Origin of the sequence: Sutterella wadsworthensis 2_1_59BFAA (assembly GCF_000297775.1) — a bacterium.
Lineage (GTDB): Bacteria > Pseudomonadota > Gammaproteobacteria > Burkholderiales > Burkholderiaceae_F > Sutterella > Sutterella wadsworthensis_A.
The window spans coordinates 32,600-57,402 of record NZ_JH815515.1 but is presented as its reverse complement, the minus strand read 5'-3'; the positions used below and the strand labels follow the sequence as shown (position 1 = coordinate 57,402).

Annotated in this window: 16 protein-coding genes and 1 pseudogene; 5 read left to right on the top strand and 12 right to left on the bottom strand. The window is 63.4% G+C overall.

Annotated features, from left to right (window positions below; genetic code table 11):
* From HMPREF9465_RS04380 to HMPREF9465_RS04355, 6 genes and pseudogenes are all read right to left on the bottom strand, one after another.
* Window positions 1-1,127, bottom strand: a pseudogene (locus tag HMPREF9465_RS04380) (hypothetical protein); the annotation flags it as partial.
* Window positions 1,128-1,230: 103 nt separating this feature from the next.
* A complete protein-coding gene (locus HMPREF9465_RS04375; protein ID WP_005434469.1) occupies window positions 1,231-2,163 on the bottom strand; it encodes a DMT family transporter in 933 nt (310 codons plus the stop codon).
* Between the two features lie 223 nt (window positions 2,164-2,386).
* Entirely contained in the window at window positions 2,387-3,259 is an 873-nt protein-coding gene (gene serB, locus HMPREF9465_RS04370; RefSeq protein ID WP_005434467.1) for a phosphoserine phosphatase SerB, read from the bottom strand.
* Window positions 3,260-3,587: 328 nt separating this feature from the next.
* Window positions 3,588-5,249, bottom strand: a complete 1,662-nt coding sequence (locus HMPREF9465_RS04365; protein ID WP_005434465.1) for an HAL/PAL/TAL family ammonia-lyase — start codon at window positions 5,247-5,249, stop codon at window positions 3,588-3,590.
* A 47-nt stretch (window positions 5,250-5,296) separates the two neighbouring features.
* Window positions 5,297-5,671 carry a cytochrome c3 family protein gene (locus HMPREF9465_RS04360; protein WP_005434463.1) on the bottom strand — a complete coding sequence of 125 codons (375 nt, stop codon included), beginning with the start codon at window positions 5,669-5,671 and terminating at the stop codon, window positions 5,297-5,299.
* A gap of 24 nt (window positions 5,672-5,695) precedes the next feature.
* Window positions 5,696-7,213, bottom strand: a complete 1,518-nt coding sequence (locus HMPREF9465_RS04355; protein WP_005434461.1) for a flavocytochrome c — start codon at window positions 7,211-7,213, stop codon at window positions 5,696-5,698.
* 235 nt (window positions 7,214-7,448) lie between these two features.
* On the opposite strand from HMPREF9465_RS04355, the gene HMPREF9465_RS04350 reads away from it, so the two are divergent.
* Together HMPREF9465_RS04350 and HMPREF9465_RS04345 are read left to right on the top strand one after the other, a co-directional pair.
* A complete protein-coding gene (locus HMPREF9465_RS04350; RefSeq protein ID WP_005434459.1) occupies window positions 7,449-9,065 on the top strand; it encodes a sigma-54-dependent Fis family transcriptional regulator in 1,617 nt (538 codons plus the stop codon).
* Between the two features lie 131 nt (window positions 9,066-9,196).
* A complete protein-coding gene (locus HMPREF9465_RS04345; RefSeq protein ID WP_005434458.1) occupies window positions 9,197-10,126 on the top strand; it encodes a DMT family transporter in 930 nt (309 codons plus the stop codon).
* Window positions 10,127-10,142: 16 nt separating this feature from the next.
* Here the strand turns inward: HMPREF9465_RS04345 and HMPREF9465_RS04340 are convergent, their stop codons facing one another.
* Both HMPREF9465_RS04340 and HMPREF9465_RS04335 read right to left on the bottom strand, forming a co-directional pair.
* A complete protein-coding gene (locus HMPREF9465_RS04340) occupies window positions 10,143-10,844 on the bottom strand; it encodes a Crp/Fnr family transcriptional regulator (protein WP_005434452.1) in 702 nt (233 codons plus the stop codon).
* Between the two features lie 124 nt (window positions 10,845-10,968).
* Window positions 10,969-12,540 (bottom strand): FAD-dependent oxidoreductase, encoded by a 1,572-nt coding sequence (locus HMPREF9465_RS04335; RefSeq protein ID WP_005434450.1) that lies wholly within the window; start codon window positions 12,538-12,540, stop codon window positions 10,969-10,971.
* A gap of 347 nt (window positions 12,541-12,887) precedes the next feature.
* Here HMPREF9465_RS04335 and HMPREF9465_RS04330 point away from each other — a divergent pair, with 347 nt between their 5' ends.
* Window positions 12,888-14,186 (top strand): IS256 family transposase, encoded by a 1,299-nt coding sequence (locus HMPREF9465_RS04330; protein ID WP_005433166.1) that lies wholly within the window; start codon window positions 12,888-12,890, stop codon window positions 14,184-14,186.
* A gap of 144 nt (window positions 14,187-14,330) precedes the next feature.
* On the top strand, window positions 14,331-15,566 hold the full coding sequence (locus tag HMPREF9465_RS04325) for an IS200/IS605 family accessory protein TnpB-related protein (protein WP_005434448.1): 1,236 nt from the start codon (window positions 14,331-14,333) through the stop codon (window positions 15,564-15,566).
* A gap of 122 nt (window positions 15,567-15,688) precedes the next feature.
* Here the strand turns inward: HMPREF9465_RS04325 and HMPREF9465_RS04320 are convergent, their stop codons facing one another.
* The 4 genes from HMPREF9465_RS04320 to HMPREF9465_RS04300 all read right to left on the bottom strand — a co-directional run bounded on the left by HMPREF9465_RS04320 (window position 15,689) and on the right by HMPREF9465_RS04300 (window position 23,649).
* Complete coding sequence (locus HMPREF9465_RS04320) at window positions 15,689-16,741, bottom strand: globin domain-containing protein (protein ID WP_081579418.1); 1,053 nt, start codon at window positions 16,739-16,741, stop codon at window positions 15,689-15,691.
* A 258-nt stretch (window positions 16,742-16,999) separates the two neighbouring features.
* Entirely contained in the window at window positions 17,000-20,761 is a 3,762-nt protein-coding gene (locus HMPREF9465_RS04315) for a DUF3683 domain-containing protein (RefSeq protein WP_005434446.1), read from the bottom strand.
* 351 nt (window positions 20,762-21,112) lie between these two features.
* Window positions 21,113-22,690: a carboxylesterase/lipase family protein gene (locus tag HMPREF9465_RS04310; protein WP_005434445.1), complete on the bottom strand. Its 1,578-nt coding sequence runs from the start codon at window positions 22,688-22,690 to the stop codon at window positions 21,113-21,115.
* A gap of 98 nt (window positions 22,691-22,788) precedes the next feature.
* Window positions 22,789-23,649 (bottom strand): alpha/beta hydrolase, encoded by an 861-nt coding sequence (locus tag HMPREF9465_RS04300; RefSeq protein WP_005434444.1) that lies wholly within the window; start codon window positions 23,647-23,649, stop codon window positions 22,789-22,791.
* A 145-nt stretch (window positions 23,650-23,794) separates the two neighbouring features.
* On the opposite strand from HMPREF9465_RS04300, the gene HMPREF9465_RS04295 reads away from it, so the two are divergent.
* Entirely contained in the window at window positions 23,795-24,733 is a 939-nt protein-coding gene (locus HMPREF9465_RS04295) for a LysR family transcriptional regulator (protein ID WP_038006504.1), read from the top strand.
* Window positions 24,734-24,803: the final 70 nt, after the last annotated feature.

Genomic DNA, 24,803 nt, shown 5'->3' with positions numbered 1-24,803 from the left:
GCATGGCCGAGAAGCCAGTTGCAGACCTCGCCGTGCTCGCGCTTGCGAGTTGCGGCCGAAAGACGAAAAATCTCCGCTAGTTCTGCCCGCAGACTTTCATAGCGCTTCGAGAAGCGCCATTGAAGCCTGCCGGACTTCACCTTGAAGGACTTCTTCTTTTTGCCGTGACGAACAACGTCAACAGCTTCGTAGTTGTCGGGATTCGTCGCACGGCGGCTTCGCTCCATCGCACGCTGGATTCGGCGTATGGCACGGTGATCCGTGTCCGCGCTCGGCGCAATCTGCACTTTGGCAATTGTCCCGTCCTCAGTCGCATAAGTGAGCGAACCGAGTCCCGGATCAATGGCCATGCGCAGATCCTTGCCGGCGTAGGCGTGCTTCAGGGGGCTTGACCCTTCGGCAACGAGCTGAAGGAAAAAGCGCTCCTTGCCTTTGCGCATTTCACGCACGATCCGACAGTACTTCACTTTTCTGGGCTTTGTGGGATCCGTCGGATCCTGCAAAGCCCGGGTGAGCCAGTCGTCGCGCTTGTCAACGCGAACACGGTACACTTGCTTGCAGACGGTTACGCATTGCTGATCTGCTTTCCAGATGATGCCGGTGCGATTGGTCTTCCCTTCGATCGAATGCAGTCCGCGTCGAGAACTGATGAACCTCGGAGCGCCGCCGTTGTAGAGGTGGCGTTCCACCGAGATCCACGCTCTCGAAGCGAGCTTTTGACATTCGTTGATGCCGAGTAAGTGGCCGCGTCCCGAAGCCTTGCGGTGCATGGCGACGTCGGCATGAAAGTCGTACTCGCTCAAGCGGAACCGCACGCGAAGATCGCGGAAAGCCTTGGTTCTTTCTCTGCCTTTCGGCATGGCCCTTGTGGCCTGCCACTCAGGTGTGGCACGCATCTGCAGCACACGATCCCATCCACCGCCCATGACGGCGTTCTGAAGGTTGCAGCCGAAGCTGAAACTCTTCCGCAGCCGACGGCGGTCTTGATCTCCGGTGATGATCGGAAGACTGATGATGAAGGATTTCGTGCTCATGGGAGTACCTTGGCACAGGGGTTGGAAAGACACACACCTTTCATCGGGGACAACAAATAGATTGGAAGAGAGAGGTTGGCCGCATTCCTCCATCCGAATGAATTCGGAGGCTTCCTGCGACTGTTTCTGTGAAAACGGGCCTGCATCCGTGGCAGGATGCAGGCCCGTTCTGTCGGTGACGCGTCGCGGACGGAGGTCAGGCGGTCTTTTCGGTTTCAGCCTTGGCCGCTTCCTCGGCGGCCCTAGCGGCCTTTTCGGCGGCCTCGGTGCGCTTGGTGGCGACCGTGGCCATCATGCCCGAGCAGAGGATGACGGCAGCGCCCGTGAGGGTCGCGGCGGTCACGCTCTCGCCGAACCAGAAGAAGCTGATGATGACCGAGAACGGAATTGCGGAGAAGCCCAGGCACGAGGAGAGGAGCATGTTGCCGTAGGCGTAGGAGCGGGTCGTGCAGATCTGGCCGAGCGTGGCGCACAGGCCCATGCCGAGAATGCCGACGAGGCCTTGGGCGTTGGGCATGTGCAGGCCGCCCTCGACGACGTAGCAGGCGATGAGGCCCGCGATGGTGCCGAAGAGCGTGAAGTAGAAGACGATTCGCCAGGAGGGCTCCTTCATGTCGCCGAGCTCCTTCATCTGCCAGTAGATGACGAGGTCGAGGAGCGAGACGCCCAGACAGATGAGGGCCGGGATCAGCTCGCCCTCGTTGAAGCTCGGCTGCAGCACGATGGTGACGCCCGTGAAGCCCGCGATCGTGGCGAGCACGAGCGCCCACGGCGCGGGCTTGTGGCGCATCAAGGCGAGGATCACGAAGTTGGCGGCCATGAAGAGCGGCGTCGTGTAGATGAGGGTCATGTTGGTCCCGAAGTGCATCTTTCCGAGCGTGAAGAACCAGAGCATGATCGAGAGCGTGCCGAGGACGGAACGCTTGATGTGGCCCGCGATGTGCGGGGTCTTGAGGGTGAGGGTAGCGCGGTTGCGGAAGACGAAGAGGGAGATCACGAGCACGCCGAAGAGCGAGCGGTAGAAGACCATTTCGATGGGGCCGTGTACGTCGCTGCAGAGCTTGACGAATGCCGCCATGACGGAAAAGAGCGCCGCAGCCGCCAACGCCCAAAGGGATTGCTTCATCATTTTATTTTCTTCTTGAAGACGGTTTGTGGGGGTGGTTTTGGGGTGACACGATTTTAGCCAAACCTGCGGTCCAAAAGAAGACGCAAAAGGCCTGCGGCAGGGGATTCGAGGGAAAACGTGAACACTAAAGACAACACCCGCAGAGCGGTGCGCTGCAGGTGTCGGGGAACAGGCGAAAACGGGCTGCCGGCGTCCTGCGGATGAGCGGCGGACGGGCGGCTCGTCAGCGCCAGGCTTCGATGAAGAGGAGCGTGATGGCGTCGAGGCCCGAGGCCGTCACGGCGAGGCGGGCTTGGGCGCGCACGACGGGCTTGGCGTGGTAGGCGATGCCGAGGGCGGCCGCGCCGATCATCTCGAGATCGTTGGCGCCGTCGCCTGCGGCGATGGCCTGTTCGAGCGTGGCGCCCGCCTGATGGCAGAGGATCTCGAGCGTGCGGCGCTTGCCGTCGGCGTCGAGGATGCGGCCGCCCGCGGGGCCCGTCACGGTGCCCGTGAGGACGCCGCGTTCGGCGTCGATGCCGAGCATGTTGCTGAAGTCGCCCGTCATGCCGAGGCGGGTTGCGATCGCGTGCGTGAAGTGCGTGAAGCCGCCCGAGAGGACGTAGCTGCGGATGCCGTGGGCGTTGCAGAAGTCGATGAGGCGTGCGGCGCCGGGCTGCAGGCGCACGCTCGCGAGGGCCTCGTCGATGACCGAGACGGGGGCGTCCCTGAGGAAGGCGACGCGCTTTTCGAGGCTTTCGGCGAAGGTGAGCTTCGTGCCGCCCTCCATGGCGGCGCGCGTGACTGAGGAGACCTCCTCGCCCACGCCGTGAAGCGCGGCCATGTCGTCGATGCACTCGTTCTGAATGACGGTGCCGTCCATGTCGAGGCAGATGACGCGGAAGTCCCAGACGGAAAGCCCCGCCTTCACTTCGAGGACGTCGATCGATTCGTCGTCCGCTAGGCGCCGTGCGATCGAGCGGGCCGTCATCGGGGAGAGGCCGCAGAAGCGTGCGGCATTGGGGCGCGTGAGGACTTCGCCCGCCATGAATTCGTCGGCGAGGTCGCAGACGAGATCGGGGGTGACGCCGGGGCCGGCAAGAATCAGATCAAGCATGGAAAGCCTTGGAGAAATGAGTGGACGCAGTCCTTCAAATGTAGCCCAAGGCGGATGAAGACGCAAACGAGGAAGGCGTCCTGGAAGGGGTCGGGAACGTGAAAAAAAAGGAGCGGCGTCCCGATACGCACACCTCGGGAAGGCCGCTCCAAAAAGAGGGGAAGATCCTCTTCATGAAGAAGGACGCAGGAGAACCGTCCTTCGGAAAGAAAAGAGAGCAACCGGCGGGATCCCCCGGGAAGCCGTCTCGTCAGGAGGCATTGCGAGACGGCTCCCCGAACCTGACTGCGGCGGGAGATTCTGTCGGATATGCGGCGAAGCGTCCGCCTCAGAACCTGTAGTTCTTGAGGAGGTCGACGCCGGCGCGGATGTCGTCGGTGAAGATTCGGTCGGCCTTGACGTACGGCACCTTGGCGCGGTAGGCGGTGTAGAAGGCGCCGGTCTTGTCGGCGAGCTTCAGGTCCTTGTTCTTCAGGTTGCGGCGCAGGTCGACGGCCTGGGCGGCGTGGAGCATTTCGACCGAGTAGATCTGATAGAGGTTCGTGTCGATGCTGCCGAGGCGCTTGGAGGCCTGAAGGAGGTTCGTGAACGTGTCTTCGATTTCACCGGCGACGGGCATGCCGTAGAGGCTCACGGGCTGGGCGAGCGCCATGTTGTCGACGTGCAGGCCCATGAAGGACTTCTGGATGGCGCCGAAGGCGTGGCCCTTGTTGCTCGGGTCGGTGAGGAAGCGCGTGAGGCCGGTGAACTGGTCGTAGGAGAGGTGCACCGTGCGCTGGACCGAGTAGTGGGAGAGGTGGGCCATGGCGATCGAGGTGCGCTGGAGCGCAAGGGCGACGGGCAGCGGGTTGAAGTTGCCCGACGGGATGATGGCGCCCTTGACGCCGTTGCCCTCGACGAAGTAGTTGGCGACCTGCGTGGACTCAGAGCGATAGGCTTCGTCGGCGTTGAGGATCGTGGCGGGATTGTCGTCCGTGGAGTTGATCTGGACGGCGATCTGGTCGTTGAGGTCCTTGACGGCGCGGCGGGCTTCGCTCAGGCCGTAGACGGTCACGCGGTAGGAAAGCGGGTCCTGAAGCGGACGCGTGGCGTCGACGTTCCAGAGGTAGGAGCCCTTGAGGACGTCGCGCATGTCGGCGGCGGTCTGGGAGAGGCCGTCGAAGGGACGGGCGCCGATCGTCTGCGGGAGGATCGGGGCGACGTTGCCGTTGAGGCCTTCGAGCGAGAGGCCGTAGACGGTCGGGGTCATCTCGACGATGCGCTCGGCGTTGCGGGCGGCGTCGATGGCGTAGGCCATGGCGACGGAGTTGTTGGAGAGGATGGCGAGCGCGTCCTTGCCTTCGGGCTGGAGCGGCTTGATGCCGGCGGCCTTGAGGGCGTCGGCGCCCGTCATGACCTTGCCCTTCACGTCGGCCTTCCATTCGCCGATCATGACGGCGCCGACATGGGAGGCGAGCAGGATGTCGGCCTCGCCGACGGAGCCTTCGGACGGGATGAGCGGCGTCACGTTCTTGTTGAGCATGTCGCGGTAGAGCTCGGCGACGTGGACCTGGGCGCCGGACTTGCCGGCGAGGAGCGTGTTGAGCCGCACGACCATGGAGAGTCGGGCGAGGTCGACGGGCATCATTTCACCGACGCCGGCGGAGTGCGAGCGCAGGGCGTTGTAGTTGAACGCGCGGGAGGCTTCGAGCACTTCGGGGGAGAGCTTGCCGTCGGCGGTGAAGAGCTTCTGGTCCTTGTTGAGGCCGACGCCCACGGTGAGGCCGTAGACGGCCTGGCCCTTGGCGGCGGAGGCCATGACGAGCTTGTGGCTGTCCTCGAGGAGCTTGACGGCTTCGGGAGCGATGGCGACGTCGGCTTCGCCCGCGGCGATCTTCCAGGCGTCCTCGATGGAGAGGCTGGTGCCGTCGAGCGTGATCGTGGCGGCGCCGGCGGCGCCCGCCGCGGCGAGAGCGGCGCAGAGTGCGGTCATCTTGAAGAACTTGTACATGGTTGAAATTCCTTTAGTGTACGGCGTGGTTCGGGGCGCGACGGGCCTTACTTCATCGGCTTGAACGGGAAGGCGTGGCAGTCGTTGCAGATCACGCGGCTTTCCTTGTGCTCGGCGTGGCAGGCCGTGCAGGACATGTTCTCGCCGTAGTGGTGGGACTTGTGCGGATTGGGCTCATGCGGATCGGTGGGCTTCGTCTTTTCGGCGAGGTCCTGCCAGGAGCCGTGGCAGGCGAGGCAGGCTTTGTTGTCGGGGACGACGAAGGCGTTGCCGGCGACGGCGTTTTCCTGGGTGTGGCAGAGCGCGCAGTCGCCGAGGGCCTTGTGGTGGGGCTTGAGTTCGGCGGGACCGGCATTGGCCGTCGTGGAGAGGCCGAGCGCGGCGGCGAGCATGGCCGCAGCGAAGAGTTTGGTCTTGAGCATTGGGAGTCCTTTGGTTCGAAATCGTTAGAGAGCGGCGGGCTTGGCGGCGACGGCGGTGTCGGCAGCGATGCGGCCGAAGACGAGGCCGTCGGCAATGGCGCAGCCGCCGAGACGGCTGGCGCCGTGGGCGCCGCCCGTCACTTCGCCGGCGGCGTAGAGGCCTTCGATCGGCTTGCCGTGGACGGTGAGGACGCGGGCCTGGTGGTCGATGCCGACGCCGCCCATGCAGTAGTGGACCTTCGGCCAGACGCGGCAGGCGTAGAAGGGCGGCTTGTCAAGCTGGATGGCGAGCTGCAGCGCGCGGCCGAACTCCTTGTCGTTGCCGGCGGCGACCATTTCGTTCCAACGGGCGACCTGGGCCTTGAGCTCGGCAGCCGGGATCTTGAAGTGGTCGGCGAGGGCCTCGACCGTGTCGAACTGCCAGATGACCTTGTACTTGAGGCCGTTGCGCAGCGTCTGGGCCTTGGCGACGCCCTTGCTGTCGGTGAAGCAGACCGGGTAGACGGGCTTGCCGTTTTCCATCAGGCCGAGAATGGCGTCGGTGCGGGCCTTGCGGTCGGCGAGCTCGTTGCAGAAGCGCTTGCCGGTGCGCACGTCGACCATGATGCCCATCGGGAAGCCGGCGATCGTGTTGAACTGGGAGACGAGACCGAAGCCCTTTTCGTCGGGAGAGGACCAGGGGCCGAGCTGGATCTGGTCGACTTGGACCGGAGCGCCGCCGATGGCGAACATTTCGAGCATGCCTTCGCCCGTGGCGCCGAGGTGGTTCGTGGAGTCAAGACGGTCGTCGAGCGACGGATCCTGCTGCATGCGGAACCAGAGGTTGCGGGAGAAGCCGCCCGTGGCCATGATCACGCCCTTGCGTGTGCCGTAGGTCTGGAGGACGCCGGAGTCTTCCTTCGGGAACTGGTAGCGTTCGCGGACCTTGAGGCCGATCACGCGGCCGTCGGCGTCGCGGATGAAGGATTCCATCTTGGCGTTGAGGTGCATGTCGACGCCGTGCTTGCGGCAGCTGTCGGCGAGCGGACGGGTGATGCCGCCGCCCGTGGATTCGACGGTCTGCATGATGCGCGGGACGCTGTGGCCGCCGAAGTGCTGCACGAAGGGCTTGTACTGGACGCCGTGCTCGAGCGTGAAGTCAAAGGCGGGACGCGTGCCTTCGACGATCATCTTGAGCAGGTCGACGTGGGAGAGGCCGCGGCCGGAACGGATCATGTCCTGAAGCATGCGTTCGGGACTGTCCTTGATGCCTTCCTTTTCCTGAAGCGGAGAACCCGCGACGGCGAAGGCGCCGCCGTTGATGGCGGAGTTGCCGCCGAAGACGGGCATCTTTTCAATGAGAAGGACTTCGGCGCCCTTGAGGCGGGCCTGAAGCGCGGCGGCAAGGCCGGCAAAGCCCGAGCCCACGACGATCACGTCGTAGATCTTGTCGAAGGCGGGAGCGCCTTCCTTGGCGTGCGCCGCGCCCGTGGCGGCGGCGAGAGCGGCCATCGTGCCGCCGGCGAGAAGGCTGCGGCGGGTGCGGTTGATGTTCTGAGTCATGAGGTTCTCCTTGGAATGACTGGTCTGGATGCTCTTTTAAAAGCAAGAGGCATGCCAAACTTTGGTGCGCGCGTGCCGGGCCTTGTGCCGCAAGCGTTTGCGCAAAACCTAGGAGAAACCCGCCCGAGGTGTTAACCCTTGAAGATCCGACCTTTCATGCATGCGGAGTTACGAAATGTCGTAACATGAGAAACGACATTTCTCTCTTTTACGATATTACGTACTCTTTCAAGACATGAGCGAAGCCTATTTTCCCGACGATCTGCGTCTGAGGACCTATGCGGGTCTTTCCGAGACGCTCAGGCTCGAGCAGGCATTGAGGACCACGCTTCTGACGCTTGCGCCCGTGCTGCCCGCCGACGGCGTGTTCGTGAATTTCTTCATGAAGGACGAGCTCGTCGTGCAGTTTCTTGCGCACGCGACGAAGGCCCGGGCCGAGGCGATGACGGCGAGGGTGCCCGTCTCGCACGACTGGCTTCTCAAGATGTCGTACGAGCGGCGCGGGCAGTGCCTGGTGGTCAACGAGAGGCGGGAGGACCCGCTCACCGACGAGGTGCTCAGGAACGTGCTTCCCGAGGTGCGCTCCTACGTGATGCTCAGGCTTCTGATGGACGGGATCCACTACGGCGTGGTGTGCTTTTATTCGACGAGGCCGAAGGCCTTCGGGGAGCGGCACGCCGACATCGTGCGGCAGCTTCACAATCCGATCGCGATCAACGTGGGGTATTCGCTTGCCGTGTACTTCAGGACGGTTGGGCTGGAGATGAGCGCCGAGAACCGGCGTCTGAGGGAGAACGCGGTGAAGGCGTCGGAGGAGCCCCTGAGGGAGCTTCTCGCGAGGTCTCCTTCGCTCGAGTCGATTGCGCAGCGCATCAGGCGCGTGGCGCCCTATGACGCGACGGTGATCGTGACGGGCGAGTCGGGCTGCGGCAAGGAGGTCGTGGCGACGACGATCCAACAGATGTCGGCGAGGCGCAATGCGCCCTTTGTGAGGGTCAACTGCGCGGCGCTGCCCGGATCCCTCATCGAGAGCGAACTTTTCGGCTTCGAGCGCGGGGCGTTCACGGGCGCGCGCGAGCGCCATGCGGGCCTCTTCGAGCAGGCCGACGGCGGTACGCTCTTTCTCGACGAGGTCGGGGAGCTGCCGCCCGAAGTGCAGGCGAAGCTGCTCAGGGTGCTGCAGGGCCAGTCCTTCAGGCGCGTGGGCGGCGACAAGGAGGTGACGGTCGACGTGCGCATCATCTGCGCGACGAACAGGGACCTGAGGAGCATGGTCGTCGAGGGAAAGTTCCGCGAGGACCTCTACTATCGCCTCAACGTCTATCCGATTCCCGTCGCGCCCCTGAGGGAGAGGCCCGAGGACATCGAGCCGCTCGCCTCGCACTTCATCAGGCAGATCGCAAGACGATACGGCATGGCCGTGCTCCCGAGGCTCGCGGAGGAGGCGCTCGACTTCGCGAGGCGCTGGCCGTGGCCGGGCAACGTGCGCGAATTGAGAAACGTCATGGCCCGAGCCGTCCTGAGCGGCGAGCCCGTCATCAGGACGCTTGACGTGAGCACGGGCGCCGCGCCCGACGTGCACCCCGTCCCCTTTGCCGTGCGCGGACTCGGCGTCACGGGCCCATCGGACGTGCACGGCGCGCAGGAAGGGCCTGCGGACATGAAGGCGGAGGTGAATGCCGACATGACCTTCGACGACATGCAGCGTGCCTACTTCAGGGCGCTTCTTGAGCGCACGGGCGGGCGCGTGAGCGGTGCGGGCGGCGCGGCCGAAAGGGCGGGCATGCATCCCAACACGCTCAGGAGCAGGCTCGAGAAGCTCGGGATCACGCTCCGGAGGACGGTAGGGTAAGGTGCGCGAATGCGGCCCCGCGCGGGCGTTTCCGGGGCGGGATCGTGCCCGCGGCGCGCGTCGGGGCCTCTGATAGAATGGGCGGATTCAGCCCTGAAGAAAAACAACATTCCAAGCAGAACAGACCCGTCATGTCGCTCTTTCAGCTTCGCCAAACCGTTCTTCTCCTCATCACGGCCACGATCTGGGGCCTGAGCTTCGTCGCGCAGTCGGTCGGGATGAACCACGTCGGTCCCTTCACCTTCACGGCGTCGCGCATGTTCCTTGGCGCCCTCGTGCTGCTGCCCTTCGTCCTGTGGAACCGCTCGAGGCTCGCCGCCTCGAATCCCGCGGAGCACGCGCGCCGCACCTCGCCCGCCTACATGAAGATGCTCCTTCTCGGGGGCGCGGCCTGCGGCCTGTGCCTCTTCGGCGGCGAGTCGCTTCAGCAGTTCGGGCTCGTGCACGACACCGAGGTCGGCAAGGCGGGCTTCATCACGGCGCTCTACATCGTGCTCGTGCCGATGATCGGGCTTGCGCTCGGCCGCAGGACGGGCTGGCTCGTCTGGGCGGCCGTGGCGGTCGCGATCGGCGGGCTCTGGTTTCTCTGCGTGCCGCCCGAAGGCTTTTCGGTGAGGCTCGGGGACCTCTACACGCTGCTGTGCGCCTTCGTCTTCTCGCTTCACATCCTCGTCATCTCGCACTTCGTCACGAAGGTCAACGGCGTCGAGCTCGCCTGCGGACAGTTCGTCTGCGGCTCGATCATCGCCTCGGCGGCCGTGCTGATCGCGGAGTCCCCGACCATTGAAGGCCTTCAGGGGGCGCTCCTTCCCATCCTCTGGGCGGGCATCATGTCCAACGGCATCGCCTACACGCTGCAGATCGTGGGCCAGCGCGGCATGAACGAGACGGTCGCGAGCCTCATCATGAGCCTCGAGAGCGCCATCGCCGTGATCGCGGGCTGGCTGCTGCTCGGCGAAGTGCTCTCCCAGAGGGAGCTCTTCGGCTGCGTGCTGATGGCGGGCGCCGTCGTACTCGCGCAGCTTCCTGCGCCCAAGTCCCGCCGTTCCGGGAAGGACTGAGGACCAGCGGGGGCGCTCAGGCGTCCCACCAGAGGCGGGCTGCGGGCGGCACCGCCTTGAGCACGAAGGTCCTGCCCGAACGCTCGAGCAGACCGCTTGAGACCATCCTGCCCACGGCTCGGCTCGTCATGGCGCGCTCGGCGTGCACGAGGCTCGCGATGTCGGAGACGGGAATGTCCCACGGCAGCGCGGCGGGCAGCTGCGCCTCGGTGATGCCTGCGGCGCGAAAGAGCACCGCAACGGCGATCTCGACGCGGTCGTCGACGGAGCAGAGGTCGTTGACGAGATCGCCCTCAACCTGACACTCGGACTTGGCGATGCAGTTGAGAAGCATGGCGCGCTCGCGTTCGGGATTCTCTGAGACCCAGCGGGCGTAGAGCTCGAGGGGGATGGCGAAGCCGCTCACGTCGGTGACGGCCGTGGCCATGAGAGTCATGGCAGCCTTGCCGTGACCGATGGCACGCACGCTGCCGAGCAGTGTCCTGCGAGAGAAGAGGCCGATCCATCGGACCTTGTCGACGTCCGTGGTCGCGGAGCTTGCAACAAGTCCGCTCTCTATCCAGTAGACATGAGGCTGACTGCCGAAATGCACGATGTCGCGGCGGTGGCTGACGAACGGCGTGCCCGAATTCCTGAAGAAATCGGCGACCTCGTCAGCGTCTTCGACCATGAGCCATGGATTTCGACCGTAGATCGGCGCATAGCGGAAGTCGGACATCGGGGATCTCCTGAGAGGTGGAACAGCCATCCGATTTTAACGAAAACAAGCCGGTCGTCCGATGATGCGGACGACCGGCTGTTGGCTGGCGTTGATTATTCCGGTTGTTGCCAAGGAGGTTTGCTTACTTGCCTTCCTGAATCCGCTTGAGGGCGTGCTCAGCAGCATAGCGGCCCGACGTCATGGCGAAGGACGAAGCGGAGCCTTCGCAGCGCAGGTCATAGGACGAGTCGTAGAGACCACCGATGTCCTGACCGATGACGTAGAGGTTCGGGATCACGTCGCCCTGCGGAGTCTTGGCCTCGAAGGCCGGCGTCACTTGAACGCCGCCGAGCGTGAGGAAGAAGGCGCGGATGGCCTTGAGGGCGTAGTAGGGGCCGTGTTCCAGATCGAACTTGACGAGATGCTCGGGCTTGCGGCCGAACTCGGGGTCGTGTCCCTTTTCGGCGTAGCCGTTGACCTTCTTCATCGTGTCCTTCAGGTTTTCGGGCGGGACGCCGATCTGCTGGGCGAGCTCTTCGATCGAGTCGGCCTTGAAGGCCCAGCCGCGTTCCTTGCCGATCTCCCAGGTCTTGGGAAGGGCCTTGAGCGGCGTGTCGGCGAGCACGATGGCATTGAAGGGAAGCACGGCGCCCTTGTTGATCATGCGGTCCATCATCTTCTGGTCGAAGATCGTGTAGGAGACGCCGCCGGCAGTCGTCATGGCGTTGTAGACGTCGACGAAGACGGAGCCGCGGGACTCGTTGAAGAAGCGGCGGCCCGTGTGGTCGACCCAGAGCCAGGGCTGGGCGAGGGCGCAGCGGCCCTGCTTGAGCTCGTCCGGACCGGAGAACTGGTTGATCGGGGGCGTGTCGGGCAGGTACGGGGCGTTGCCTGCGACGGCGTGCATGCCTGCAACGCCTGCGCCGACGAGGCGGGCCATGTTGATGCCGTCGCCCGTGCGGCCGTCGACCACGGGGCTGCGGAGCCAGATCGGCTCGACCATGCCGAGAGCGGAGGAGTCGAAGACGTACTGCGCGAGCATTTCCTTGTTGGCCGCGAAGCCGCCGGTGGCGATGATGACCTTTTTGGCGTGGATGATGAGCTTGTCGCCCGACTTCGTCGTGGCCTCGACGCCCGTGACTCGGCCGTCGGTCATGATGAGCTTGGTGACGCGGGTGTTCGTCAGAAGCTCGCCGCCGCGGGCCTTGATGTTCTCGATCCAACGGCGGATGACTTCAGCCGTGCCGCCCTTGAATAGGTGCCAGCACATCAGCGACTCTTCCTTCGGATACATCGTGCGGATGCCGCGAAGTTCGACGCCCATGTCGATGATTTCATCGATCGTGCGGGTTGATTCCTCGATGAGGACGCGAAGCACGGCGGGGTCGGCGCGGAAGTGGTGGAACTGGAGGGCGGCGTCGAGGACCTGCTGGGCGGTCGTCTTGATGCCATGGGCCTTCTGGTACTTCGTGTTGATGCCGAGCGAGCCTTCGGGCATGATGCCTGCGCCGCCGAGGAACGGAAGCTTTTCAATGACTAGCGCCTTGCAGCCCTTGTTGACGGCCGCGTTCGCAGCGGAAAGACCACCGAGGCCGCCGCCCACGATCACGAGGTCGCGGGTTTCCTCCTTCACGGCGGCGAAGGCGGACGGGATGCCGGGCATGGCGGCCATGACGGCCGCGCCGCCGATGAGCTGACGACGATTGAGTTTCATTACTGTTCTCCTTGTGGACGCCGTGGTCTCGGCGTCTTGTTCTTGCATATGCGGTTCGGTCAAAAACCGCATTGAGAACATGATCGGATTTTCGGGATTGGGTTTCTGTGTGAATTCACACAGTCACAATAGGGAAACCCCGAGGAAGTGGCCGAATGAAAGAAAGGCGGGTCGTCCCGAGGGGACGGCCCGCCCTTGTGTGCTCGGCATGGGCACGTTCTAACGGGTGAAAGTCCCGAGAGGGGCCGGCAGTGGCAACCTCATAGCCAAAAGCAAGGTGTGCGTCGGAGAGCGTCAGAAATTTTGTGTCCATGGGATAATCGGAGCCCGCCAATCGGGTGCATCCAATGAACACGAATACCAAACGCAATTCTCGTAAGAAGTCCACCAACCCCCTCGATAACCATATCGACCAGTACGTTTCCGAGCTTCGAGCATCGGGCCGCCCGCTGGGCCCCGAAGCCTTCTCCGAGGCCGTCCGTACCTTCTCCCAACGCTTCGTCGAAGCCATGCTGCAGGGAGAAATGGATGCCCATCTCACAGGCTGTCAGCCCACTGAAACGCCTCCTGAAGAGGTCGCCGCTGACGAGCTTCCCCAGCTTTCCAACAAGCGCAACGGCTTTAGCCACAAGACCCTGAAGACCGAGTTTGGTCCTCTGCCGCTGAGCGTTCCGCGCGACCGACAGAACACTTTCGACCCGATCATCGTGCCCAAGCACAGCCGCTCGTTCGGCAAGATGGACGAGCAGATCATCGCCATGTACGCCAGGGGCATGAGCACCCGTGACATCCAGGCCTTCATCGACAACCTCTACGGGGTGGACATCAGCCCCGACTACGTCAGCAAGGTTACTGACAGAGTGCTTGAGGACGTCCGGGAGTGGCAGAATCGCCCGCTCGCAAGTGTGTATCCCGTCGCTTTCTTCGACGCCCTTCGAGTCAAAATCCGCAGCGGCGCAGCCGTAAAGAACATGGCTGTTCATCTCGGGATTGGTGTTCGCACGGACGGTACGCGTGAGGTTCTGGGCATGTGGATCGCCGAGAACGAGGGCGCAAGCTTCTGGGCGAGCGTGTTCAACGGGCTCAAGGCCCGAGGCGTGGAGGACATCCTCATCGCCGTTACGGACGGCCTGAAGGGCATGACGGAGGCTCTTGAAACCGTGTATCCGCAGACCCTCCACCAGACCTGCATCGTCCACCTTATCCGCGCATCCACCTCATTCGTCTCTCAGAAGGACAGGGCGGCCGTATGCAAGGAGCTGAAGCCCATCTACCAGGCAGTGGATGCCGACGCTGCAGAACGCGCTCTGGAGCGTTTTGGAAGCACGGACATGGGCAAGAAGTATCCAGCCATCATCCAGATCTGGGAACGCGCCTGGGCGCAAGTGATCCCGTTCTTCCAGTTCCCGCCAGAGATCCGTACACTGATCTATACGACCAATGCGATTGAAGGGCTAAACCGCGCTGTCAGGAAGGTGATCAAGACGCGCACTCTATTCCCTAGTGAGGACGCAGCCCGGAAGCTGATCTACCTGGCTATCATGAATTTCACGACCTCCTGGAAGCGTGCTACAGCCAGGTGGTCTGCTGCCATGCCTCAGTTCGCTCTGCTGTTTGGCGAGCGCTTTACAGGTGCCATGGAGTAAGACAAGGGGTATGATTAGACTACCCGCGCTATCGCATCAGGTCTGGCATACTGCATCACAAAAAACAAAGGGCAGCCTCGTTGGGCTGCCCCTGGAATAACCTCCCCAGACACAGAAATCCTGACACTCCCGTATCGCCACGCAGTGGATTACTTCATCGAACTCGTGATGGCGAATTGGAATACTCACTTCGCCAATCTCAGTCATGCCAACGATTGCATTCGTGTTGCCGAAGGTCTGAGCGTTCGTACGATCAAGCGTCCGATGACGCCTTACAACTTCTGCCACGATTTCGAGAAATTTCCGAGCTACCTTCGCCGAGTCGCCATCAAGGCTGCATACGGACAGGTGTCGTCGTATCAAACGCGTCTGGCCCAATGGAAAGCGAAGCCGGGGCAAAAGGGCCGGCAGCCCGGTCTGCCGAAGGCCGGCAGAAGCTTTCCGGTCATGTACCGCGACAATACGTTCATCAGAGCCGGACGCAACAGCGTGAAACTCAAAGTTCGCATTCGCAATACTTGGGACTGGGTTGATGTCGAACTCGATAAACACGATGTCGATTACATTGCACTTCAATGCGCTACCCGCAACGAATTGTCGCCGGCATTGAGAAAGCGCGGGAAGAAATGGTATCTGGACTTCTCCTTTGAGGAGAAGGTTATTCTGAAGAAGGTGTCTCTCGACACGCAGCTCGTCCTGGGCGTTGATCTTGGGATCAACAATGCATGCGTGTGCTCGGTCATGGATTCAAAGGGCACTATCATCGGCAGACGTTTTAAGAAGCTGCCGGTAGAGCAAGACTCTTTGGAACGTGCCTTGCGGCGCATCAGGAAAGCTCAAAGCAACGGTGCAAAACGCACGCCGAGGCTTTGGGCGAGAGCGAATGGTGTCAACCAGGACATTGCCGTCAAGACGGCCAACTTCATCGCAGGAGTTGCGAACGAATTCAAGGTCGACGTCATTGTCATGGAACACCTTGATCTTGCGGGCCGTAAACGCGGCTCGAAACGTCAGCGACTCCATCACTGGCGAGCCAAGTCTGTCCAGAAGATGGTGGAGCACAAGGCGCACCGGTGCGGAATCCGCATTCGTCGCGTCTGTGCTTGGAACACGTCGAAGCTTGCCTTTGACGGCACCGGTGTCGTTACAAGAGACACGAACAACTACAGCATGTGTACGTTTCAGACAGGCAAGCGCTATTCGTGCGACCTGTCTGCTTCGTACAACATAGGAGCTCGGTACTTCCTGAGGGAGTACGAGAAGTCCATTTCGGTGACGAAATGGCGGCGCACCTCGGCAAAAGTTCCGGGATGTGCCAAGAGGGTCACACGCACCCTGGACACCCTAATTCGGGTTTGCGCGGAGCTGCGTTCCATGTGAACGCAGATTTCTGAGCTTGCTCGCTATCTGTGCCCAGGCAGTCCTTGCCGGTAAAAGGCAGGGAAGCCCCGTCCAATTAATAATTGGGCGGAGAGGATTCACGCGAATTGGCTGACTGTCCGTCAGAGCTTCGGCTCGCCCGTGCCGAACTTCTCGGTGCGGATGCGGGCGGACAGGACGCCTGCGGCCCTGAGGGCCTCGGCGGCGGCCTTCATGAAGCCTGCGGGACCGCAGAGAAGGTAGTCGGCGTTGTCGGTGACAAGCGCCGCGAAGTCTTCCGCAGACGGACGGCCATGGTCGGCCGTGGTGCGCAGGATGAGATGGCGGCCTTCATGGCCGCTGATGCGCGACTCGATCTCGTCCACGCTGCGGAGCATGGCGGCCGCGGGCGTCACGCCGATGCCCGCCGTGATGAAGACGAGCGGGGCGTCGCCCTCGGGCAGGCGGAAGCCTCCCGTCGGCGCGGAGAGGTCGACGAGGGCGCCGGCCGCGAGGTCGCAGAGGACGTTCGAGACCATGCCTGCAGGGAGGCTGTCTCTTGCGGAAATGCGGCGGACGGTGATGCGGATCGAGTTCTCATTGGTCGCCGTCACCGTGCACTGGCGGGGCTGGACGAGGTTTTCTCCGGGGATGTAGACGCGCACTGAGACGTATTCGCCGGGGCGGACCTGAACGACGGAGCCGTTGTTGGCGGGGCCCAGCGTGAGGCTCACGGCGTCGGCCGTCTCCTCGTGCCTGTCGGTGAGCACGAAGCCGCGCCAGCAGCTCCAGCCGCCCGGCGCCTGGGCGGCGCTCGAGTAGCGGTCCTGCTCCAACGCGATCATCATGGCGGCCAGCTGGTTGTAGTCGGCGGACCAGGCGTCGATGACGGAGGGCGTCGCAATCTCGCCGAGCACCTCGCGGATGGCGGCAATCAGATGACGGCCGATGATCGGATAGTGCTCGGCGCGAACGCCCACCGAGCAGTGCCGCATGGCGGTATGCCTTAGGGCGCCCGCAAGCACGGACGGATCGTCGATGTGGGTCGCGTATGCGTGGACCGCATGTGCGAGCGCACGCGGCTGGGAGCCCGTGCGTTGGTGCGTCATGTTGAAGAGCTGCTGGAACTCAGGATTGTGGGTGAGGAGGCGCGAGTAGAAGTGAGCGAGCAGCGCCTCGCCGTTGGTGGCGAGGATGGGAGCAGTTGCCTTGACGACGGCCTTCTGCTAGTCGTTGAGCATGTGTGGGTTCCTTCTTTGTGTTGTTTCTCTTAGCCGAAGGATAAGTCAGGGCGCGCGCCCCGAGCCTGTTCTGAAGAATACGCTTGCATTTCGAAACGCACGCGCGAGAGGAAAAACCATGAGGCGGCGTGTTTGGACGCCGGGGCGCGAAGCCGTCGGACGCGGCTGCGAACTGCGGGGCAGGGAAAGGGGCGGCCCGGAGAGAAGGCGTTCCTAGACGAGAACCTTCTCGATGCCGCCGTTCTTCACGGTGCGGATGAACTGGTCGCGCCAGTTGGCGCCCAGGATCTGGCGGGCCATCTCGACGACGATGTACTCGGCGTCCATGTCGGCGCGCTCCTCATAGCGGGAGAGGCCCTGCAGGCAGCCGGGGCACGTGGTGAGCATCTTGACGTGGCCCTTGATGCCGGCCTTGGCCCTGGCCTTCTCGATCTCCTCGAACTTGCGGTGACGCACCTGGGAGGCGATGTCGGGGCGCTTGACGGCGAAGAGGCCCGACTCGCCACAGCAGCGCTCGGACTGCACGACGTTGGCGCCGGTGAGCTTCTTGACCGTTTCGAGCGGCGGGTTGAGCCTGAGCGGCGTGTGGCACGGATCGTGGTAGAGGTACGTGTCGGCGTGCACGGGCATGGTGATGCCGCGCTCGAGCAGGAACTCGTGGATGTCGATGATGCGGCAGCCCGGGAAGATGCGGTCGAACTCGTACTCGTCGAGCGCCTTGATGCAGGTGCCGCAGCTCACGACGACGGTCTTGATGTCGAGGTAGTTGAGCGTGTTGGCCATGCGGTGGAAGAGCACGCGGTTCTCCGTCATCATCTTCTCGGCCTTGGCGGTCTCGCCGTAGGCGAGCTGCGGGTGGCCGCAGCAGCGGTAGCCCGGCGGGAGCACGGTCTGGACGCCCGCGTGCATGAGCATCGCCTCGACGGCGAGGCCCACGTCGCCGAAGAGGCGTTCGGAGCCGCAGCCCGGGAAGTAGAAGACGGCCTCGGCGTCGGCGGGCATGTCGGGACGCCGAAGAATCGGGATCGTGATCTCGTCCTCGATGCCGAGCGCGGCGCGCATGGTCTGTCTGGGCATGCGGCCCGGAAGCGGCGTCGAGACGAGATGGATCACCTGGTCCTTGAGGCTCGGACGGCCCGTGGTGTTGGCGGGCTTTTCACGAATGCGCGCAAGGTCCGCGGCGAGGTACTTCTTGGCGAGCTCGTTGCCGAGGCGCTGCAGCGAGAAGCCCGCGCGAACGGCGCCCGCGTGGAGCGCACGCACGGCGATCGGGTTGACGGCGTCGACGAGCGCGCCGCCCGCGAGCGCGGCGGGATTGAGATCCCTGTGGCCCGAGCGGTTGAGGAAGGCCTTGACGGCAGTGGTCACTTTGCCGAAGTCGATCTTGACGGGGCAGGGCTTGACGCAGCGGTGGCAGATCGTGCAGTGGTCGGCCAGATCGACGAGCTCGTTGAAGTGCTTGAGCGAAAGGCCGCGGCGGGTCTGCGACTCATAGAGGAAGGCCTCCGTCATCAGCCCGAGCGCGAGGATCTTGTTGCGCGGCGAGTAGAGCATGTTGGCGCGCGGGACATGCGTCGTGCAGACGGGCTTGCACTTGCCGCAGCGCAGGCAGCTCTTGACGGACTGCGAGATGGCGCCGAGGCCCGAATTTTCGAGAATGAGGGACTCCGCGCGGAAAAGCTCGAACGAGGGCGTGTAGGCGCGCTCGAGGCCGCCGCCCGGCATGAGCTTGCCCTTGTTGAAGCGGCCCTCGGGGTCGATCCTGTTCTTCCATTCACGGAAGGGACGAAGCTCCTCGTCGGTGACGAACTCGAACTTCGTGAGGCCGATGCCGTGCTCGCCCGTGATGACGCCGCCGAGCTTCACGGCGCAGCTCATGATGCGCCCGAGCGTGTGCTCGGCGTCCTGCATCATGCCGTAGTCGTCGGAGTTGACGGGGATGTTCGTGTGGACGTTGCCGTCGCCCGCGTGCATGTGGAGCGCGACGAAGAGGCGGCTCCTCACGTGCTTCTTGTGGAGCGCGTGAAGCTCGGCCATCACGTCGGCGGGCAGCGTCGCGGCGAGGATCTCGAGGATCTCGCGCTTGACGGAGATGCGAAGGCGCCCGTCGCGCATGGCGAGAAACACGGTCTCGCCCTCGCGGGGCTCGACGCCTTCGGCGAGATAGGGCGCGGCGTCGCCGTCCATGGCGGCGCGCATTTCCTCCCAGCGGGTCCTGACGCGGGCCGCGAGGTCGCGCGCGAAGGTGATGCCGGGACGCTCGTCGAGCGCGGTGTCGGCGAGGCGCTCGATGAAGGCGCCCGCGATGCGGATCTTGTTCTTGAAGGAGAACTCGATGTTGATGCGCTCGATCTCGTCGGAGTATTCGCCGAGACGCTCGAGCGGAATGACGACGTCCTCGTTGAGCTTGAAGGCGTTGGTGTGCTTGGCGATGGCTGCCGTGCGGGAGCGCTCCTTCCAGTAGGCCTTGCGATCGGCGGACGTGCGGGCGATGAAGCCCGCGCCGCCGCGGGCGCGCGCCATTTCACAGCAGCGTTCGGCCACGGCGTCGAGGTCGGCTTCGTTGTCGGAGACGATGTCGGCGAGAAGCACCATCTTGGGCATGCCGCGGCCCTCGAGCTTGGCACGGTAGCCGACGGCGCGCACGTAGCGCCAGTCGATGTGCTCGAGACCCGCAAGCTCGACCGTCGGATGGCCGCGCACGAAGTCGCGCACCTCGACGATGGCGGGTGTGGATTCGGCCACGGTGCCGTAGAACTCGAGGCAGACCGTGCGGCCGAAGTCGGGCATCCGGTGCAGCACGAAGGCGGCGCTCACGATGATGCCGTCCGTGCCTTCCTTCTGTATGGCGGGCAGGCCGTTGAGAAGCTTGTTGGTGACGTCCTTGCCGAGGCCCGCCTTGCGGAAGGTGCGGCCCGGAATCGAGAGGCGCTCTGTCCTGACGACCGCGCCCTCGTCGGAGAGCTCGTGGATGTCGAACTCGGCGGTCTCGACCTCGTGGATGCGGCCGAAGTTGTGGTTGACGCGCTCGACGCGGATCATGCGGCCGTTGACGTCGACCATCTTCCACCAGGCGAGGTTGTCGATCGTCGTGCCCCAGAGGGCGGCTTTCTTGCCGCCCGCGTTGATGGCGACGTTGCCGCCGATGCAGCAGGCGTCGGCCGAGGCGGGGTCGACCGCGAAGACGAGGCCTGCGGCGGCCGCGGCCTCCTCGATGCGGCGGGTGACGCAGCCCGCGCCGCATTCAATCACGGGATGCTCGCCCTCGACGCCCGGCAGGCGGCGCATGACGGGACCGCTGTGGCGGTCGAACTTCTCCATATTGATCACGGCCGTGTCGGGGTGCAGCGGAACGGCGCCGCCCGTGTAGCCCGTGCCGCCCGAGCGCGGAATGATGGTGAGCTTGAGCTCGAAGAGCGCGCGCACGAGGGGCGCGATCTCCTCCTCGCGGTCGGGCGTGAGGACGACGAACGGATACTCGATGCGCCAGTCGGTGGCGTCGGTGACGTGCGTGACGCGCGCAAAGCCGTCGAAGCGGATGTTGTCCGGATCGGTGATCGCGGACAGACGGCGCTTCACTTCGGCACGGCGCTCGATGAGCTTCGGGAAGCTGTTGTCGAAGCGGCACACGGCGGCGCTCGCCTCGGAGACGAGGCGAAGCACGTCGGCATTGCCCTCGGCGCGCTGGCGAACGGCCTCGAGGCGGCGGCTCATCTCGCGCACGAGCAGTTTGCGGCGCTTCGGGTGCACGATCAGGTCGTCGACCAGATAGGGATTGCGCTCGACCGCCCAGATGTCGCCGAGCACTTCGAAGAGCATGCGGGCGGAACGGCCGGTGCGGCGAGAGCCGCGAAGAGACTCAATCGTGTCCCAGGCCTTTTCGCCCAGGAGACGGATCACAATCTCGCGGTCCGAGAGCGACGTGTAGTTGTAGGGAATCTCGCGCACTCGCGCGGGGGCGGTCATCTCGGTCATCTGTGGGGATCTCCGTGGTTGAAGAGGGCTCGGCGCCGAGCTCAAGCCGCTAGAAATAGCAGGGGTCCGATAATAATAACTTATTGAAATTTAAAAGAAATACATCGTTAGAATTAGGATAAAGTGCTTGTGTGTACCTCCCTCGAGGTATTTTGGAGAGTGGACGCCTTGAGCTTGTGATTGAAGAAAATGTCTCGGAAGCAGACGAATGGACTGCAAAAACGAGGGAGGGGCTGCGGCAGTGGAGAAGAAAGAAAAGAGGCGCGCTCATCTCATGTGAGTGAGCGCGCCTCCTGGCGGCGGGACTTTTGAGCGAAGCCGACCGGGAGGCGGCTTCGCCATGAGGTTCGATCAGCGGTCGCCGCGGTCGAGCACGACGGGGATCGAGTGCCAGAAGCTGCAGTGGTGCAGGTCCGCAAAGTACGAGGCGGGGACGGTCTGGCTCTTGCCGTTGAGTCGAAGTGCCATCATGGCGCCTTCGCCCTCAAAGGGTTTCCAGACGGGGAGGCCTTCGCCGTTCGGGTTCTGGTGCTTGACGAAATTGCCCCAGTAGGCGCGCATCTGGCGTGCAAGCGCACGCTGCTCGTCCGTCATGCGGACGGAGCGCGGCAGGTACTGGCCGGCATCCGGGAAGAGGTAGGTGAGCTCGGCCGCATGGCTTGCGGCGTTGTCGTAGCCTTTGTGGCGACTCGGAGACGTGGGCACGGTGGAGTCCTCGAATGTGTAGATCCAGGGCGCCGAGGCGCCGGTTTGGGCCATTGCTTCGGCGAGCGTCAGGTTGGTGCAGCCGCCCAAGCCGCGCATGCCGCTGTCGGTGATGAAGTCGCCGATCGTGTATTCAAGCGCGTATTGGCCTTCGTGCTTCTTCGGATCGTAGATCTTCAGAGCCTCGACGGCGCTCTGCTCGCCCACGAGCTTGACGACCCAGGCCTTGTAGTCGGGATACTTCCAGCCGACATAGGCGGCGCCGGCGGAGCGGCCCTCCTCCTTGTTGGAGCCGGAGAGCACCGGGACCTTGATCCAGTTGCCCTTGGCGATTTCGCTCACGGCGCTCGTGTCGGAAACGGGATTCCAGCCGCCGAGCGCGGCGCTGGCGACGGCTAGCTTGTCGGTCGAGAGCTTCCTCAGGCAGGCAAGCGGATCTGCTTCGCCGGCACAGCCGGTGAGCACGAGGAACTTGTCGGCGCGCTCCTTGGCCTGTTTGGGCGAGTCAACGTCGTGAATGCAGTCCTCGCTCTGAAGGATAACACCTGCCACGAGCCCCTTCGACTTCGGATCAACGAGGATTCGACAGGCATTGGTCGAGCCCGCCGATTCGGTTGCCAACGTGACTTTGTCGGGATTGCCGCCGAAGGCTGCGGCATTGCGCTTCACCCATGCAAGCGCAGTCTGCGTGTCGGTGATGCCGAAGTTGCCGGCGGACGAATCCATGCTGGGAAGCTTGAGGAAGCCGAAGGCGCCGAGACGGTACTGGACCGTCATGACGATGATGCCGTTTTCGGCGGCAAGACGAGCGCCGTCATGCTCGCTGGCGTTGCCGCCCGTATTGCCGCCGCCGTGTGCGTAGACGGCCACTGGAAGATTGGCGCCGGCCGCGGTGCCGGCGGGTCTGTAGATATTCACGTAGAGGCAGTCTTCGCTACCCTGGCCCTTCTGCTTGCAGGGCTGCGGGGCGGTGTCGGCCTGGCGGATGCCCCGCCATGCGGCGGCGGGCTTGGCCGAAGCCCAGCGGTTCTGGCCGACCGGGGCGGCCGCGTAGGGCACGCCGAGGAAGACGTCCACTCGGACGTTCGTGCCCGGGATGGTTTTCACGAAGCCCGTGAGGTCGCCGGATTCAACACGGACGACATCGGCCTGAGCGGCCGTGGCCACGGAGCAGGCGCCCGCGAGGACGAGCGCCATGACGAGAGGAGTGCGTTGGAAAAGCATGGCTGTTCTCCTTCTAGCAAAACAGCTTTTGTTGGTCTGATGACATTGCGGGCGGGCATTCTGGTCCGGCTCGCCCGCAATGGGTTGTGCGCAGCTTGTTACTTGATCTTCTTCAGCCACATGGAGAGATCGGTGCGGAAGTTGTCGCCGTCCGGGAAGTCGGCGGAGGATTCGGCGCCCCAGCCGTGGTTGCCCGATTCGTAAACGTGAAGCGTGACGGGGCGGGCGTTTTCGATCATGGCGCGGGCGTAGAGCATGGAGCCGAGGCTGCCGGCATACTCATCGCCGGCGGACACGGCGAGGAAGGCGGGCGGCGTCGTAAGCGAAACATGCTTGTACGCCGAGAACGTCGTATCGTACTTCACGGAGCGGGCGGGCCCGATGAGATTGTTGCGGCAGGAGCTCTTTGGCTGGGATTCCTCCTGCATCATCGTGATGTTCGGATAGACGAGAACCGAAAAGTCTGGGCAGGCGGCGCCCTTGCAGGAGACGCTCGACATGGCGGCCAGGTGGCCGCCGGCGCTCGCGCCCATCACGCCGACGGTGTGCAGGTTGTACTTGCCGAAGAGAGAGCGAACGGTTTCAACGGCCTTGTTGGCATCTGCGAGCGGCACTTCCGGGTTGCCCTTCGGAAGCCGATACTTGAGCACGAACGTCGTGAAGCCCTGGGAATGGAAGAACGGAACGAAGCTCTTTTCAATGGTGCTCATCGACAGATTGCCGTAGCCGCCGCCCGGGATGACGATGACGGCCTTGCCGTTGGGATTGGCCGGAGCCGAGACTTCGAGGCGGGCGCGCGTGACGTTGAAGATGGAGCCCTGGGCGTTCGTTTCCTCGGCGGCCGTGATGGTGCTCTTGTTGGGAGCGCCTTCGGGCCAGAGTTCGATGACGTCGGCCGCTTGAGCGGAGCAGGCCGTCGCTGCGAGGACGGCGGCGGTCATGTGAGCGATCTTGTGCATTGTGTTTCTCCTTTGAATGTTGCCTGTCTTAAGATCCGGTCACGATCTTTCGAGAAGGCCTGAAATGCATTCTATAAATCTCGATGTATTACAATCCAATAATCAAAGTTTTATGAACAATCACTAAGTTGTTATTGGTGGCAGCATGACTCAAAGAGCTTTCGGCCTTCTGGAGGCCTTGGTGGAGGAGAGGAGCTTTCGCAGAGCGGCAGAGCGGCTCGGCGTGACGCAGCCCCATGTTTCGCAGAGCCTGCGGCGTCTTGAGGAAAAATACGGCGCCATGATCGTGGACCGCCATGCCTCGCCCCTTCGCCTGACGCCTTTGGGCGAGGTCGTCTTCGACAGCCTCCGCCGCATGGCGCTTATCGAGGTGGAGACGCTTCAGCAGTGCGCCGACTTCAAGGAGCTGCGCACCGGACGCGTGCGGATTGCATGCAGTTCTGAGCGCTCGATCAGCATGCTGATGCCGGTCGCGGCTGCGTTTGCACGTGCATACCCGAAAGTTGAGCTTGACCTGACATTGGATCTCTTGCTGGAGGACGTTCCTGATGCGCTTGCATCCGGGCGAGCCGATGTCGGCGTGCTTTTTCAACGGCTCATGACGGCTGATCTCAACGCCTATCCGCTTGTTGAGGAGCGATATCTGATGGCAGTGCCCGATGCGCCGGAATATGCGAGCGTCGGCGTGCCATTCAATGGCGAAGGCGTTTATCCAAAGGCAACCTCAGTCGATCTGATGCCGATTGCAGGACTGCCGTTTCTTTGTCCCAGCAATCATCAGGAAAGAAAGGAGATACTGAGCCGGGCGCTCGGCATTCCCGTGCACGCAATGCCGATGATGGCATTAAAGCCGGGACTCAGGCTTCCGTTTGTGGCGGAAGGACTTTGTTGGACTGTCTGCCAGGAGCATCTCATTAGGCAGCACGAACTGCACCGGCGTTGCCGTTTTGCCTCTCTTGAGGACGTGCTGCCCGTGCAGACGGTGGTCATCGCTTGGAATGAGCACGTGTATCAGAGTCTGGCGGCACGAGCGTTCTGCCGCATGGCGGCGGACATGATCGGGCGCGGCGGTACGCAGCCGTGAATCAACAGCTTTGGCCGATTCAAGCGATTCTGAGATTGCCGCAAGTATTTGTCGGATGGACGGAGTGTTG

What these genes read in the sequence shown, in the direction of transcription:
- HMPREF9465_RS04375 (WP_005434469.1), bottom strand. Translation starts at nt 2,163, where the DNA reads ATGATGAAGCAATCCCTTTGGGCGTTGGCGGCTGCGGCGCTCTTTTCC.
- serB (WP_005434467.1), bottom strand. Translation starts at nt 3,259, where the DNA reads ATGCTTGATCTGATTCTTGCCGGCCCCGGCGTCACCCCCGATCTCGTC.
- HMPREF9465_RS04365 (WP_005434465.1), bottom strand. Translation starts at nt 5,249, where the DNA reads ATGTACAAGTTCTTCAAGATGACCGCACTCTGCGCCGCTCTCGCCGCG.
- HMPREF9465_RS04360 (WP_005434463.1), bottom strand. Translation starts at nt 5,671, where the DNA reads ATGCTCAAGACCAAACTCTTCGCTGCGGCCATGCTCGCCGCCGCGCTC.
- HMPREF9465_RS04355 (WP_005434461.1), bottom strand. Translation starts at nt 7,213, where the DNA reads ATGACTCAGAACATCAACCGCACCCGCCGCAGCCTTCTCGCCGGCGGC.
- HMPREF9465_RS04350 (WP_005434459.1), top strand. Translation starts at nt 7,449, where the DNA reads ATGAGCGAAGCCTATTTTCCCGACGATCTGCGTCTGAGGACCTATGCG.
- HMPREF9465_RS04345 (WP_005434458.1), top strand. Translation starts at nt 9,197, where the DNA reads ATGTCGCTCTTTCAGCTTCGCCAAACCGTTCTTCTCCTCATCACGGCC.
- HMPREF9465_RS04340 (WP_005434452.1), bottom strand. Translation starts at nt 10,844, where the DNA reads ATGTCCGACTTCCGCTATGCGCCGATCTACGGTCGAAATCCATGGCTC.
- HMPREF9465_RS04335 (WP_005434450.1), bottom strand. Translation starts at nt 12,540, where the DNA reads ATGAAACTCAATCGTCGTCAGCTCATCGGCGGCGCGGCCGTCATGGCC.
- HMPREF9465_RS04330 (WP_005433166.1), top strand. Translation starts at nt 12,888, where the DNA reads ATGAACACGAATACCAAACGCAATTCTCGTAAGAAGTCCACCAACCCC.
- HMPREF9465_RS04315 (WP_005434446.1), bottom strand. Translation starts at nt 20,761, where the DNA reads ATGACCGAGATGACCGCCCCCGCGCGAGTGCGCGAGATTCCCTACAAC.
- HMPREF9465_RS04310 (WP_005434445.1), bottom strand. Translation starts at nt 22,690, where the DNA reads ATGCTTTTCCAACGCACTCCTCTCGTCATGGCGCTCGTCCTCGCGGGC.
- HMPREF9465_RS04300 (WP_005434444.1), bottom strand. Translation starts at nt 23,649, where the DNA reads ATGCACAAGATCGCTCACATGACCGCCGCCGTCCTCGCAGCGACGGCC.
- HMPREF9465_RS04295 (WP_038006504.1), top strand. Translation starts at nt 23,795, where the DNA reads ATGACTCAAAGAGCTTTCGGCCTTCTGGAGGCCTTGGTGGAGGAGAGG.